Annotated in this window: 14 protein-coding genes and 1 pseudogene; 9 read left to right on the top strand and 6 right to left on the bottom strand. The window is 64.8% G+C overall.

The genetic code is table 11. The features are described from left to right. The 3 genes from ABIV12_RS15335 to ABIV12_RS15325 form a co-directional block, all read left to right on the top strand. On the top strand, window positions 1-441 hold a 441-nt coding region (locus tag ABIV12_RS15335; protein ID WP_348060884.1), incomplete at its 5' end, for a glycoside hydrolase family 3 N-terminal domain-containing protein. Window positions 442-457: 16 nt separating this feature from the next. Beyond that, window positions 458-1,003, top strand: coding sequence for a hypoxanthine-guanine phosphoribosyltransferase (locus tag ABIV12_RS15330; RefSeq protein WP_348060882.1), 546 nt, complete (start codon window positions 458-460; stop codon window positions 1,001-1,003). Continuing rightward, window positions 1,000-1,749 carry an S-methyl-5'-thioinosine phosphorylase gene (locus ABIV12_RS15325; protein ID WP_348060880.1) on the top strand — a complete coding sequence of 250 codons (750 nt, stop codon included), beginning with the start codon at window positions 1,000-1,002 and terminating at the stop codon, window positions 1,747-1,749. The genes ABIV12_RS15330 and ABIV12_RS15325 overlap by 4 nt, the downstream gene beginning before the upstream one ends. 183 nt (window positions 1,750-1,932) lie before the next feature. Here ABIV12_RS15325 and ABIV12_RS15320 read toward each other — a convergent pair whose 3' ends face one another. The 5 genes from ABIV12_RS15320 to ABIV12_RS15300 all read right to left on the bottom strand — a co-directional run bounded on the left by ABIV12_RS15320 (window position 1,933) and on the right by ABIV12_RS15300 (window position 6,635). After that, a complete protein-coding gene (locus ABIV12_RS15320) occupies window positions 1,933-3,699 on the bottom strand; it encodes an ABC transporter transmembrane domain-containing protein (protein WP_348060878.1) in 1,767 nt (588 codons plus the stop codon). A 53-nt stretch (window positions 3,700-3,752) separates the two neighbouring features. Further along, window positions 3,753-4,346 carry a YigZ family protein gene (locus ABIV12_RS15315; protein ID WP_348060876.1) on the bottom strand — a complete coding sequence of 198 codons (594 nt, stop codon included), beginning with the start codon at window positions 4,344-4,346 and terminating at the stop codon, window positions 3,753-3,755. 90 nt (window positions 4,347-4,436) lie between these two features. Next, window positions 4,437-5,348, bottom strand: coding sequence for a hypothetical protein (locus ABIV12_RS15310; RefSeq protein WP_348060874.1), 912 nt, complete (start codon window positions 5,346-5,348; stop codon window positions 4,437-4,439). After that, window positions 5,345-5,896 carry an RNA polymerase sigma factor gene (locus ABIV12_RS15305; RefSeq protein WP_348060872.1) on the bottom strand — a complete coding sequence of 184 codons (552 nt, stop codon included), beginning with the start codon at window positions 5,894-5,896 and terminating at the stop codon, window positions 5,345-5,347. The genes ABIV12_RS15310 and ABIV12_RS15305 overlap by 4 nt, the downstream gene beginning before the upstream one ends. 103 nt (window positions 5,897-5,999) lie before the next feature. Next, on the bottom strand, window positions 6,000-6,635 hold the full coding sequence (locus ABIV12_RS15300) for a GNAT family N-acetyltransferase (RefSeq protein ID WP_348060870.1): 636 nt from the start codon (window positions 6,633-6,635) through the stop codon (window positions 6,000-6,002). 164 nt (window positions 6,636-6,799) lie between these two features. Between ABIV12_RS15300 and ABIV12_RS15295 the strand changes: the two genes are divergently transcribed. The 6 genes from ABIV12_RS15295 (at window position 6,800) to ABIV12_RS15270 (ending at window position 12,520) form a co-directional block, all read left to right on the top strand. After that, window positions 6,800-7,171, top strand: a complete 372-nt coding sequence (locus tag ABIV12_RS15295; protein WP_348060868.1) for an MmcQ/YjbR family DNA-binding protein — start codon at window positions 6,800-6,802, stop codon at window positions 7,169-7,171. Window positions 7,172-7,234: 63 nt separating this feature from the next. Beyond that, window positions 7,235-7,588, top strand: coding sequence for an MmcQ/YjbR family DNA-binding protein (locus ABIV12_RS15290; RefSeq protein ID WP_348060866.1), 354 nt, complete (start codon window positions 7,235-7,237; stop codon window positions 7,586-7,588). Between the two features lie 26 nt (window positions 7,589-7,614). Continuing rightward, the gene (locus ABIV12_RS15285; protein ID WP_348060864.1) at window positions 7,615-8,523 is read left to right on the top strand and encodes a cation diffusion facilitator family transporter; all 909 of its coding nucleotides are present in this window, start codon (window positions 7,615-7,617) and stop codon (window positions 8,521-8,523) included. Between the two features lie 72 nt (window positions 8,524-8,595). Continuing rightward, window positions 8,596-9,663 carry a histidine kinase gene (locus tag ABIV12_RS15280; RefSeq protein ID WP_348060863.1) on the top strand — a complete coding sequence of 356 codons (1,068 nt, stop codon included), beginning with the start codon at window positions 8,596-8,598 and terminating at the stop codon, window positions 9,661-9,663. Continuing rightward, entirely contained in the window at window positions 9,656-10,429 is a 774-nt protein-coding gene (locus ABIV12_RS15275; RefSeq protein WP_348060861.1) for a LytTR family DNA-binding domain-containing protein, read from the top strand. The genes ABIV12_RS15280 and ABIV12_RS15275 overlap by 8 nt, the downstream gene beginning before the upstream one ends. A gap of 129 nt (window positions 10,430-10,558) precedes the next feature. Continuing rightward, window positions 10,559-12,520 (top strand): pyrroloquinoline quinone-dependent dehydrogenase, encoded by a 1,962-nt coding sequence (locus ABIV12_RS15270; RefSeq protein ID WP_348060856.1) that lies wholly within the window; start codon window positions 10,559-10,561, stop codon window positions 12,518-12,520. A gap of 99 nt (window positions 12,521-12,619) precedes the next feature. Here the strand turns inward: ABIV12_RS15270 and ABIV12_RS15265 are convergent. After that, window positions 12,620-12,727, bottom strand: a pseudogene (locus tag ABIV12_RS15265) (IS110 family transposase); the annotation flags it as partial.

Genomic DNA, 12,727 nt, shown 5'->3' with positions numbered 1-12,727 from the left:
CTGCGGTCGACTGACCTGGTGCCGTTCGCCGACGCGATCGCCAGTGGCGCGGAAGCAGTCATGATGGCGCATGTGACCTATCCCGACGTCGACTCACGCCCCGCGGGTTATTCGCGGATCTGGGTGGGTGACGTCTTGCGCGGCGAGCTTGGCTTCCGTGGCGCGGTGATTGGTGACGACATCGGCATGACGGCGGCGGAGTCGGTCGGCAGCATCGCGGCGCGTATCGCCGGACATCTGCTCGCCGGCTGTGACCTCCTGCTCGCATGCAATCCGTCGATCGTCGACGAATCGATCGCAGCCAGTGTCAATGCGACGCCGTGCGATCCGGCCATCCTCGCCACGCTGCAGGGGGCGATTGCGCAAACGTGGGAGGCACTGATCGACAACCCGCAACGCGATGAATTCATTGCGCGACTCGTCGCGCTCGACCCCGCCTGAGGACACCGACATTCCGATGACCACTCCCAGTTTCTCCGATGCGCTTGCACGCGCCGACCTGATCCACGACCACGCAGCACTCGGCGACGCAACCCGGCGCATCGGCGGGGAAATCGACCAGTTGCTCGGTGGCGGCTCTGCGGTCTTCATCACCGTGATGCAGGGCGCACTGATTTTTGCCGGACAGCTCGCGACGTCGATCAAGGCGCCGCTGATCTTCGACTACGTCCATGCGACGCGTTATCGCGGCACGACGCGCGGTGGCGAACTGGAGTGGATCAAGCGCCCGTCGACATCGCTCGCAGGACAGACGGTACTTCTGGTCGACGACATCCTCGACGAAGGCCATACGCTGAACGCGATCCGTGATTTCTGCCTGCAGCAAGGCGCGGCGCGCGTGCTGCTCGTTGTGCTGTGCGTGAAGCAGCACGGACGCGGCGTGGCGGACATGCGCGCTGATTTCGTCGGCGTCGAGGTGCCGGACCGCTACGTGTTTGGATACGGCATGGATTTTCACGAACAGGGTCGCAACCTCGCGGCGATCTACGCGGTGGACGCATGACTCGGGACATCGATCTCGCACTGATCGGCGGGACCGGGTTGTACCGGTTCGCAGGCCTGGAAGACGTCGAGCGGCAGGCGGTCGACACACCGTTTGGTGCGCCGTCCGACGAGTTGGTGTTCGGACGGGTTGGCGCACACCGCCTTGCATTCCTTGCGCGACACGGCGAGTCCCACACGATTCCTCCGCATCGCGTGAACTACCGCGCCAACCTGTGGGCTCTGATGCATCTGGGCGCGCGCCGGGTCGTCGGCGTCAACGCCGTCGGTGGCATCCGTGCCGACATGCGTCCGCGCGTGCTCGCAGTGCCTGATCAGATCATCGACTACACCAGCGACCGCCTCACCAGCTATTGCGATGTCGCCGGCGCTGAAGTGCGGCATATCGATTTCAGCGAGCCATATACGCAAGGACTGCGCATGGATCTGCTGGCAGCGGCCAGGAGGACCGGTGTGCAGGTCGTCGATGGCGGCTGTTACGGGGCCACGCAGGGTCCTCGTCTGGAGACCCGCGCGGAAATCGCCCGGCTGCGTCGCGATGGCTGTGATCTCGTCGGCATGACCGGCATGCCCGAAGCGGTCCTCGCGCGAGAACTCGGACTGGACTACGCTTGCCTTGCACTGGTCGCGAACTGGGCTGCCGGTTGTGGCGATCAGGCAGAGATCAGCCTGCCGGAGATTTTCGCAAATCTCGAAGCGGCGACCGCTGCTGTACCGAAGATCGTCACCGCATTGCTCACCGGTTGACCCGCAGGCTCAGTCGTCGGTCATGGCGCCGCGGTCGCAAGCACTGCACCGACTGACGCCGTGCAGTGCCTCATGTAGCGCATGGTGCGCAGCGACTGCGTCGGCGTCCTGTGGGAGCAACGCTTCCACAGATCGCACTCGCGCCAGCAGCGGATCCGAATCGTGGATGGTCCTGCGCCTGCTTCAGGCGGCGAACTGCAGTCGTGCAAGCTCGGCGTAGAGTCCGCCCTCCCGAACGAGCTCGGCGTGGGTTCCCTGCGCCACGATCCGGCCGCCATCCATCACGACGATGCGGTCGGCGCGTTGAACGGTGGCGAGGCGATGCGCAATGACCAGCGTCGTTCGATTGCGCATGAGGCTTTCAAGGGCCTTCTGGATCAGGTGTTCGGACTGCGCATCGAGACTCGAGGTTGCTTCGTCGAGCAGGAGGACCGGCGCGTCGCGCAGCAGAGCTCGCGCAATCGCGATCCGTTGCTGCTGTCCCCCAGACAACCGGACCCCGCGTTCGCCGAGGTAGGTGTCGTAGCGTTCCGGAAGCGCTTCGAGAAAATCGTGCGCCTCCGCCGAGCGCGCGGCCGCGGAGACCTGGTCGGCGCTGGCGCCCGTTCGGCCGAAACCGATGTTGTCGGCGGCGCTCGCTCCGAACAACACCGGATCCTGCGGCACCAGTGCAAAACTGCCGCGCAAATCGGGCAGAGCGAGAGCGCGAAGGTCGTGGCCATCGAGCGTGATCCGTCCGCTTGCCGGATCGTAGAACCGCAACAGCAACTGGAACACCGTCGTCTTTCCCGCGCCGGACGGACCGACCAGCGCAACGGTCTGTCCCGGTTCCACCACCAGCGAAAAATCGTGCAGTGCCGCGCGATCGGGGCGGGACGGATAGTGGAACGTCACCTGCTCGAAGCGGATCGCACCACCGACCGGCGTTGCCAGCGACTGCGGCGATGCCGGGGTGACGATGGCCGCGCGCATGTCGAGCAGGTCTCCGATCCGTCCAAGCGCTCCGCCGGCGCGCAGGATCTGGCCCCAGACCTCGGTCAGGGCGCCGACGGATCCCGCTGCGAGAACGGCATACAGCACGAACTGGCTGAGCACGCCGGCGGCCATCGTTCCCGCAATGACCGCTTTCGCACCCATCCACAGCACCAGGGTGATCGCGCCGAACGTGAGTACGATCACCAGCGCGGTCAGTGTGCCGGTCATCATGATGCGCCGGCGCGCAACGTCCAGCGCGCGCGACACCGCGGTCGCGTAGCGCGCCGATTCCTCAGGCTCGCGCGTGTAGGCCTGCACGGTATGGACTGCGCTGAGCGCTTCGCTGGCCGTTGCGGAGGCGTCGGCGATGCGGTCCTGGCTTTCACGGGAAAGGCGAGCAACGCGACGACCGAAAACCACGATCGGCAGTACCACCGCCGGGATCACCAGCACGGTGAATCCGGCAAGGCGCGGACTCGTCAGGATCATCGCGATTGCGCCGCCAATCACCGTGACGATGCTGCGCAGCGCGACCGACAGGGTGGAGCCGACCACCGTCTGCACCAGTTCGGTGTCTGCGGCGAGACGTGAGACCAGTTCGCCGGTGCGCGTGCTTTCGAAGAACGTCTGGTCGAGCGTCATCAGGTGATCGTAGAGTCGTCGACGCAGGTCCGCGGCGACCCGCTCGCCGAGCAGGCTGACGAAAAAGAAGCGGGCGGCGGTGGCGATCGCAAGCACGCCGGCCACGGCGAACAGTCCGAGGAACGTCGCATTGATCGCGGAGGCGTTCGCCTTGGTGAAGCCATGATCGATCATCACCCGCACGGCTTGCGGGAGTATCAGCGTCGCGGCCGACGACAGCGCGAGGAATCCGAGCCAGCCTGTGATCAGGCCTCGGTACGGCTTCAGATAAGGCAGCAGTCGGGTGAACGAACGGATCTTGCGCGGAGAATCGGCACTGGGCTGGTCGGTCATCGGCGCATTTTAACTGTGGAATGCCATTGCACGTGCGGGCCGCACGCAAACGATCAAGGGGTGGCCACGACCATTCCGCGTCCGCGCGTCACTTCGCGCACGTAGCCGGCGATGTCGTCGACGCGCGACACCGGTACGTCGAGGTCGATTTCCACGCCGTCGGCAGATGAGCGTTCGGCTGTGCGAACTGCGGTGAAGTCGGCGAGTCGCGAATAGATCAGCGGCGCCGTCGAGAAGTCGCAACGCACCCGCACGTGGATGCGCTCGACCAGCAACATGCGTTCCGCCTGTCGAAGGCATTCGGAGGCGCAGCCGCCGTATGCGCGTGCGAGTCCGCCGACTCCGAGTTTGACGCCGCCGTACCAGCGGCTCACCACGACGACGACCCGGTCCATCTGTTGGCCGTCGATGGCCATCAGGATCGGCTTTCCCGCACTTCCGCCGGGCTCGCCATCATCGCTGAAGCGGTACGTCGAACCGATGCGGTAGGCCCAGCAGTGATGGGTCGCCTCGGTCATGCCCACTTGCGCAACGAACGCGAGGGCGATCTCCGCAGAGGCAACCGGCATCGCCTGCGCGAGGAAACGACTCTTACGAATCTCCTGTTGCAGACGCGCGTTGCCGAGAAGGGTGAAGGTGTCGCTCATCCACGCAGTGTAGTGGGCTCCCGTCACGCGCCGGCGCTTCTGGAAGCGACGGGTCCGGTCCCGCCCCCGCAACATTCGTTCGGACGTCGTCTACTCCTCGAGCGCGCGCAATGTCTCCGGAATGTTCACGTCCGGATGCATCCGGCGCAACAAACGCAGGCTTTCGAGCGCCTGCTGCTTGCGGCCCTGACGCGCCAGTTCGCGGATATGGGCGAGCCAGTCCTCCGGCGAAAGTTGCATGTCGCGCCGCAATTCGACCGAGCCGGAAGGCGAGGGTGCGCCAGCGGATCGCGCTGTTCCGTCTTTGCCCCTGTCGAGCACGCCGCTTTGGCCGATCTCCTGCTCGCGCAATGGCATGCCGTCGGCGGCGTTTGCGGAGGCATGTTTCGCAGTCGGCCCGGTCTGGATGCTGTCGAGCGAGTCCTGCTCCTTCTTCGCCGCGTCGGCAGGAAATGGAGCAGGCGGCGGCGCAATCTCGGCAGGCGGTGGAGCAGCAGCTTTCATCGATGCAGCCGCCGGACCTGTCCTGGGCGCGGACGGCGCAGATTTTTGCGGTTCGGGTTTGCGAGCCGACTGCGGCGATGCGGCTGCTTGTGCGGGGGTTGCCGGCGCTTCATCCGACGCTCGATTCGGGTTCGCCTCCTGGACGTCCTTTCTGGTTTCGCGTCTGCGCGACGGCGAATCGGTGATCGGCTGGACCGGCACGACGCTCGGCGCGCTTCGATAACCCTCGTGCGAGGTCTGATGTGGAACGCTGTTGCCGATCTGCCACGCAATGCCGGCCGCAAGGACCACGCCCGCTGCAGAGCCGACGCCGACGATCCACCCATGACGGCGCGGCGCGCGACCACGCACCGCACGCGCCGCTTCGCCGAGTACGGTGCGATCGAGTCGCTTTGGTGGATCCACGCGCGGCAGACGGCGATAGAGTGCGCCGAGGTCGCCGGCATTGTCTCCCATCAACCGGTCGAAATCGTCTGACGGATCGCGCGGAAGGTTCATGTGGCAAACCTCGCTCGAATGCGCGCCAGCGCGTAGCGCAAGCGTGATTTCACGGTTTCGCGTCCGGCGCCGGTGATCTCGCCGATCTCGTCGAGCCCGAGCCCGCCCTCGATGCGCAGCAGGAACGCGATGCGCTGATCATCGGGCAGTTCCTCGAGCGCCAGTTGCAGTCGCCGACGCTGTTCGAACTCGCTGAGGGCGCGGTCCGGCTGCTCCGACTCGGGCGCATCGAGCGTGCGCAGGATCGCGTCGGTTTCCTCCGGTGAGGCTTGGGGGCGCTGCCGTCGGAAGCGGTCAACGACGAGATTGTGGGCGATCTGCAGCAGCCACGTGGTGAACTTCGCGTCAGCACGGTAGCGTTCCCGCGCGGCGATGAGCCGGCTCCAGGTTTCCTGGAACAGCTCGTCGGCATCGGCGCGGTGGCGCAGGCTGCGAAAAAGAAAGCGGTACAGCGTGCTGCGATGGCGCCGATAGAGCATCTCGAAGGCGAGCAGGTCGCCCCCGGCGTATGCGAGCATCAGATCCTCATCGGTTTTGTCGGCCCCCATGCGGCGAGGTTAAGGCAAGCTGCCGCCAACGTCACTGCCCGGGGTGGACACGATACAACGCGCGATCGCGCGGGACGGGGTTCGGCGTCCGGGTCGAAACGGGCTAGACGGCCAGACGAACCCGATTGAGACCTGGTTCCGTGCCGTGCTCGACGGTGTTGCGCGGGTCGAGATGGCGTGCGAGATCGAGCATCGCGTGGTTGTCCACGAGCACGTCGCCCCACAACTCGAGCAGGCCGCGCCGGCGGCACTCGTCCAGCAGGCGTCGGAGCAGCGTGCTGCCGATCCCCTGCTCGACGAACCCCGGATCGACCGCCAGCGCGAACTCGGCCGTCTGCGTGACGGGATCGACATGCATGCGCGCCTCACCACGGATTTCGCCGCCGGGAACGTCATTGCCCGGATCGGTCACGACGAATGCCGCAGTCGTCGTCTGATCGACGTGACACAGTCGATCCGCCAATTCTTCGCTCAGCTCGTTCATGCGGTAAAAAAAGCGCGCCCGGATCTGATCGGGTGTCATGCGGTCGAACGCACGGCGCAGTGCGGGCGCGTCGCCGGGCAAGATGGCTCTCAACTCGAGGACGCGCCCGTCGCGCGCGACAACGGTGACCGGGTTGGACGGTGCGTGCGCAGTGATCGACGGCGTCGGCCGAAATCGCACCGGGGGCCGGGTGGCCGAGCGGTACGTCGCCGTCGATGCGTCTGTCGTGCGTGTCGTGGCGGATGCATGTTTCATCATTGGAGCATGCGCCTTGGCGGTCGAGCGCACGCTCTAATCGCCGGTCCGTTATTGGCGAGCGATTCAGCCGCGGAGCGTGCTAGGGTTGGGCCGCTCTACGCAGGGCGCAGGCGCGCCGTGAGCGCGGTGCTTGCCGATACTTCGCTCGGGAATGCGAATCGATGACAGCGAAATCCACCGGAATGACGGTCGAGCAGCTGGATGCGCTGTGCGCGCGCTGGCCCGGGGTCGTGCGGTCGATCAAATGGGAAGTCGATCTCGTGCAGAGCGTCGCGAACAAGATGTTCGTCGTGCTGTGCACGCTCGGTGCAGAGCGCGGGCGTCTTTCGTTCCGTGTCGACACGGAACGATTCCTCGAGCTGAGCGAGCAACCCGGCATGGGTCCGGCGCCGTACATGGCGCGCGCGTTCTGGATCAGCGAGACCGAGCCTGAGCGGTTCACGCACGAGGAACTCGCTGGCTTCGTGCGCCGTTCGTATGAACTGGTGCGTGGAAATCTGCCGAAGAAAACCCAGGCCGCGCTCGCACAGTAGCCGCCCGGAGTCGACTTCATCTGCGCGCTGTTAGACTCGCGCCCGCCGCCGCGGAGACCGATCGTGTTGCCTGCCCATTTCCGACGCATCGCCCTGTCACTTCCCGAAGCGGTCGAAAGCGCGCACATGGGTACGCCCGATTTCCGCGTGCGCAAGAAGATCTTCGCGACACTCGGTCCGGGCAGCGCGCCGCGTTGCGTTCTGAAATTCACGATCGAGCAACAGGAGATGTTCATGCGTGTCGATCCATCGGCATTTGCCCCGGTCGACGGGGGCTGGGGTCGAAAAGGCTGGACCCATCTGCATCCTGCGAACGCGAAGGAGACGATTGTCCGCGACGCGCTCGTGACCGCGTGGCGCAACGTCGCGCCCAAAACGCTTGTCGCAGCATTCGACGCCGCCGTTGTGGCGCACTGATCATCCATCCAGCACGGAACCCATCCATGTCCGGCAAGCCCGACTCGGTCAAGACGATTTTTTTTGCGCTCGGTGCGAACTTCGCGATCTTCGTCGCCAAGACCTTCGCCGCAGTGATGACAGGCTCTGGCGCGATGACCGCCGAGGCGGTGCACTCGCTGGCCGACTGTTGCAACCAGCTTCTGTTGCTTCTTGGCCTTCGCAACGCGAAGGCGCCGCCGACGCCCGACCATCCGCTGGGGCAGGGCAAGGCGATCTACTTCTGGTCGTTCCTCGTCGCGCTGCTGCTGTTCTCGGTCGGCGGCGCGTTTTCGATCTATGAAGGCATCCACAAGCTTGGTGCGCCGGAACCGCTCAAATGGCCATGGATCGCCATCGGCGTGCTGACCTTCGGCATCGTCGCAGAGAGCATCTCGATGTGGGGCTGCCTGACCGAAGTGAACAAGGCGCGCGGAACGCGGTCGCTGTGGCAGTGGTTCCGGCAAAGTCGCCAGAGCGAGCTGATCGTGATTTTCGGCGAAGACCTTGCGGCGCTGCTCGGACTCGTCTTTGCGCTGATCGCGGTGGTGCTCACGTGGGTCACCGGCAATCCTGTCTTTGATGCGATCGGCACGCTCGGAATCGGCGTGCTCCTGGTGGTGATTGCGGTCTTCATCGCGATCGAGGTGAAAGCTCTGCTGATCGGCCAGAGCGTCGATCCGGAGTACAAGGCCGAGATTCTCGTGTTCCTCAACGCGCGCCCCGAGATCGCCCGCGTGTTCAACCTGATCACGTTGCAGCTCGGGCCAGAGGTGATGGTGGCAATCAAGGCGGAGATGAGCCGCGACCTGTCGACACGCGGAATCGTCGATGCGATCAACGCGGTCGAGAAGGACCTGAAAACACGTTTCACCGATATTCGATGGTCGTTCTTCGAACCCGATGTCGCGGATTGACGGGCGGTGAAGTCCGCAGATCGCACAGGACATCGCGACTTGGCGAGATCCGTTGCGACTCCGGTATCGGCAGTGAGGCGTCCCGTGGGTCTGCTCGCGTGGATCGGCTACGTCGGCGCCTGGCTCGCGATGGGCCTTTGGCTCGGCGTCAATCAGATCATCGGCGCGCGCAACGATGGCAGCACGATCGCGGCGTGGGAGCCGTTGACGTGGGAGCTCAGCAGCGTGGTGGTGCTGGCGGTATTGGCGATCGGAGTGTTCCGGTTCGAGCGTCGATTTCCGTTGTCCGGAGCGGACTGGCTTCGGCGTGTGCCCGTGCACATCCCCGTCGCCATCGTGTTTTCACTGGTGCACACAAGCGGGATGATCCTGATCCGGAAGATCGTCTACATGGCACATGCGAGCCACTACGATTTCCGCGATCCCTGGCTCGGCTTCACGTATGAACTACAGAAGGATCTCATCACCTACGCGTTGATGATCGGCTTCTGCGTGACATGGCGCGCTGTTCGGGTGCGCCGCGAACGGGAAATGGCGGTCATCCGTCTCGAACGTGATCTCAGCGAGGCGCAGCTCGCGCGACTGACGGCGCAGATCGAGCCGCACTTCATGTTCAACACGCTCAATGCCATCTCCAATCGGATGCACGAGGACGTCGATGCAGCCGATCGGATGATCTCCGCGTTTGCTGACCTGCTGCGCGCAGCACTGGGCGAGTCCGGCAGTACCCATGTGCGCGTCGCGGACGACGTGATCTGGCTCGAACGCTACTTCGCGTTGATGCGCGAGCGCTATCGCGGACAACTCGAAACGGTCATCGAGCTCGATCCGGCGGCACGCGATGCGCAGATTCCGCGACTCCTTCTGCAACCGCTGGTCGAGAATGCGTTCGAACATGGCCTGAAGAGCGGGCGAGGGCGGCTCGACGTGACGATCCGTTCGGTTGGTGACCGGCTTGTCTGCACCGTCGAGGACAACGGCGATGGCATCTCCGCCGGATTCAAAAGCGGTGTCGGTCTCTCGAACGTGCGCAGCCGGCTTGAGCTGATGTATCCGTCACGCCACCGCTTCGAGATCGGCCCGCGAGCCGCCGGCGGCACACGTGTGAAAATCGACGTGCCGCTCTCACGCGATGTCTGAGGTTCGAGTCGCGATCGTCGAGGACGAACCGCCGGCACGTGCGAAGCTTCGTCGGCTGCTCGACTCCCATGCGGGCTATCGCGTCGTCGCCGAGGCGGACACCGTTGCCGGGGGTCTTGCGGCACTGCGCGATCATTCGACGGACGTGTTGTTTCTGGACATCCAGCTCGGTTCAGGCAGTGGCTTCGATCTGCTGACGCGCGCCTCACCTCCGTACCCGCTGATCGTCTTCACCACTGCGTTTCACGAACACGCGCTGCGTGCATTCGAGTTCGCCGCGCTCGACTATCTCCTGAAGCCGTTCGACCGCGAACGTTTCGATCGGTGCCTGGCGCGTGTGGGCGAGCGTCTCTCCGCTCGTCATGATTCCGGCGGCGACGCGGCCGACGAGGAACGGCTGCGCCGGCTCGGCGCGGATCTGCGTCACACGCCGGCGCTCAGCCGCATTGTCGTGCACGAACGCGGACGGTCGGTCGTCGTGCCGATTGCCGATGTGATGCGAATGAGTGCTGCCGGCAATTACGTCGAAGTCCATACCGCGGTGCGCATGCATCTGGTGCGGGCGACGCTGTCCCGACTGGCACAACGACTGGATCCATCGGAGTTCCTGCGTGTCCATCGCTCGCATCTGGTGCGTTCGGCTTTCATCGCCGAGGTGTCGCCATGGGCCCATGGCGACGTCAAGCTGACGCTCGCGGACCGCACCGAGCTGATGATGAGCCGGCGCTATCGGCGGCTCCTTCCCGACGACTGGAAGATCGTCTAGAGGGTTTTGCGCGTCGCCACGGAACGGACACGGTCCCGCTCACGTCGCGCCCGGTCCCGTTCGTCACGGATTGATTGCCACCGATGTGTCATTCGGCTGGAATCGACTCCATTCCGAGGAGTGTCGTCGATGAAATGGCTCAACGTTTTTCCGTTCCTGCTAGTGAGCGCACTGGCGCATGCCGCACCCTTCGAGTGGACTGCGTACGGCGGGGATGGCAATGGTCAGCGCCACGCGCCAGTTGCGCAGATCACACCGCAGAACGTTGGCAATCTGGAACTTGCGTGGAGCTTTCGCACCGGTGAACTCGGCGAAGGCTTCGCACGTGCGCACGATGCACTGACGTTCGAGGCGACGCCGTTGTTGATTGGCGACACGCTGTACATCAGCACGGCGACCGGCAAGGTGTTTGCGCTGGACGCGGCGAAAGGGACGGAGCGCTGGCACTTCAATGCCGACGTGCCGACATGGAAGGACTACTCCGAGATGACCACGCGCGGTGTGAGCTGGTGGCGTGACGCAAGCGGCACGGCTGACGCCGCATGCGCGCAGCGCATCCTGTTCGCGACGATCGATGCGCGGCTGCTTGCGATCGATGCGAAAACCGGCAAGCGCTGCAGCAACTTCGGCGCGAACGGAGAGATTGCGTTGTCGAATGGCGTCCGCGCCGGTGAACGTCGCGTCGGACAATACGAAGTGACGTCACCGCCAGCGATTGCCGGCGATGTGGCGATTGTCGGGTCGTCGATCGGTGACAACGGCGGGAGCGATCTGGAACTGGGCGTTGTACGCGCGTTCGATATACGCACCGGCCGGGAACTGTGGCATTGGGATCCGATTCCGCGAAGCGCGAAGATGCCGGCCGATGCGGCGAATCCGGACTTCGCCGAAGTCGACGGTCAACAGGCCCGATGGACTGGCGCGGCAAACGCCTGGGCGCCGATGGCAGTGGATGCGGAGCGCGGTCTGGTCTTCATTCCGACCGGTTCGGCCAGCCCGGATTTCTTCGGCGGAATGCGTCCGGGCGACACGCCGTGGTCCGATTCGCTGGTGGCGCTGCGTGCGGCAACTGGCGAGTTCGTGTGGGGTCGGCAACTCGTCCACCACGACTTGTGGGACTACGACACCGCGTCGCAGCCCATCCTGGTCGAGCTCGATCACGACGGCGTCAAGGTGCCCGCGGTTGTGCAGTTGACCAAGACGGGCCAGGTCTTCGTATTCGACCGGACCAACGGGTCGCCGCTGTTTCCAATCGAGGAGCGACCCGTACCACAGGACGCGGTCGACGGCGAATTGCCGTCGCCGACCCAACCGTTTTCGTCGCTGCCGCCGCTCGTGTCGCATGCGAAAGTGACGCCCGACGATGCGTGGGGCATGACGTTCTGGGACCGCAACGCGTGTCGCGACACCATCGCCGCGCTGCACAGTGAAGGCATCTTCACGCCGCCGAGCGTTGCCGGAACGATCGAGCGTCCCGGTTACGCAGGCGGTTCGAACTGGGGCGGCGGAGCGTGGGATCCGCAGCGCCAGTTGCTGATCGCCAACGTGATGGATCTTCCCTTCATCGTTGCGCTGATTCCGCGCGCGAAGCTCGATGACGAGTACGACTCGGGTCACTACAAGGGGTGGGAATTCGGCTGGCAGCGCGGCACACCCTATGGCATGCGGCGGACACTGCTGCAATCTCCGCTCGGTGCACCGTGTACCGCGCCGCCGTGGGGCAAACTGGTCGCGGTCGATCTGGCGCACGGAACGATTGCCTGGGATCGCCCGCTTGGCACGTCGCGCGACCGTGCGCCATGGCCGTTCTGGGGGACGCAGGGCGTGCCGAACATGGGCGGACCGATGACCACCGCGGGCGGACTCACCTTCATCGGCGCGACGACCGACAACTACTTGCGAGCATTCGACACGGCGAGCGGCGCGGAGCTGTGGACGATGCGCCTGCCGGCCGGTGCCCAGGCAACGCCGATGAGCTACGAATCAGGCGGTCGCCAGTTCGTGGTGGTGGCCGCAGGAGGTCACGCGAAACTGGGAACCACCATCGGCGATTACGTGCTCGCGTTCGCGCTGCCTGTCGTGACGCCGTAAGTGCAACAAGCGCGGGCGCGCGCTACGTTTCAAGGTGAAAGCGCCGGACGAAAAAAACGCGTCCGACCTACCGGGCGTCGGTAGATACTGTTATTCGGATCAAGCTCCGTGAAGACGTGAATCGAACGGTTTTCCGGATTTGAGAACGCCGAAGGCAACGTGGGCGAGTTTTCGCATCATGGCGCCGATGATGAGTTTGGGCGCTTT

Origin of the sequence: Dokdonella sp., assembly GCF_039926425.1 — a bacterium.
Classification (GTDB): Bacteria; Pseudomonadota; Gammaproteobacteria; order Xanthomonadales; family Rhodanobacteraceae; genus Dokdonella_A.
Note: the sequence above shows the minus strand (reverse complement) of the source record. Positions and strands in the feature narration are given on the sequence as shown.

Bases quoted from the DNA above. Each gene is read 5' to 3' on its own strand.
- ABIV12_RS15315 (WP_348060876.1), bottom strand. From the start codon at position 4,346: ATGAGCGACACCTTCACCCTTCTCGGCAACGCGCGTCTGCAACAGGAG.
- ABIV12_RS15330 (WP_348060882.1), top strand. From the start codon at position 458: ATGACCACTCCCAGTTTCTCCGATGCGCTTGCACGCGCCGACCTGATC.
- ABIV12_RS15270 (WP_348060856.1), top strand. From the start codon at position 10,559: ATGAAATGGCTCAACGTTTTTCCGTTCCTGCTAGTGAGCGCACTGGCG.
- ABIV12_RS15275 (WP_348060861.1), top strand. From the start codon at position 9,656: ATGTCTGAGGTTCGAGTCGCGATCGTCGAGGACGAACCGCCGGCACGT.
- ABIV12_RS15325 (WP_348060880.1), top strand. From the start codon at position 1,000: ATGACTCGGGACATCGATCTCGCACTGATCGGCGGGACCGGGTTGTAC.
- ABIV12_RS15305 (WP_348060872.1), bottom strand. From the start codon at position 5,896: ATGGGGGCCGACAAAACCGATGAGGATCTGATGCTCGCATACGCCGGG.
- ABIV12_RS15285 (WP_348060864.1), top strand. From the start codon at position 7,615: ATGTCCGGCAAGCCCGACTCGGTCAAGACGATTTTTTTTGCGCTCGGT.
- ABIV12_RS15320 (WP_348060878.1), bottom strand. From the start codon at position 3,699: ATGACCGACCAGCCCAGTGCCGATTCTCCGCGCAAGATCCGTTCGTTC.
- ABIV12_RS15300 (WP_348060870.1), bottom strand. From the start codon at position 6,635: ATGAAACATGCATCCGCCACGACACGCACGACAGACGCATCGACGGCG.
- ABIV12_RS15295 (WP_348060868.1), top strand. From the start codon at position 6,800: ATGACAGCGAAATCCACCGGAATGACGGTCGAGCAGCTGGATGCGCTG.
- ABIV12_RS15310 (WP_348060874.1), bottom strand. From the start codon at position 5,348: ATGAACCTTCCGCGCGATCCGTCAGACGATTTCGACCGGTTGATGGGA.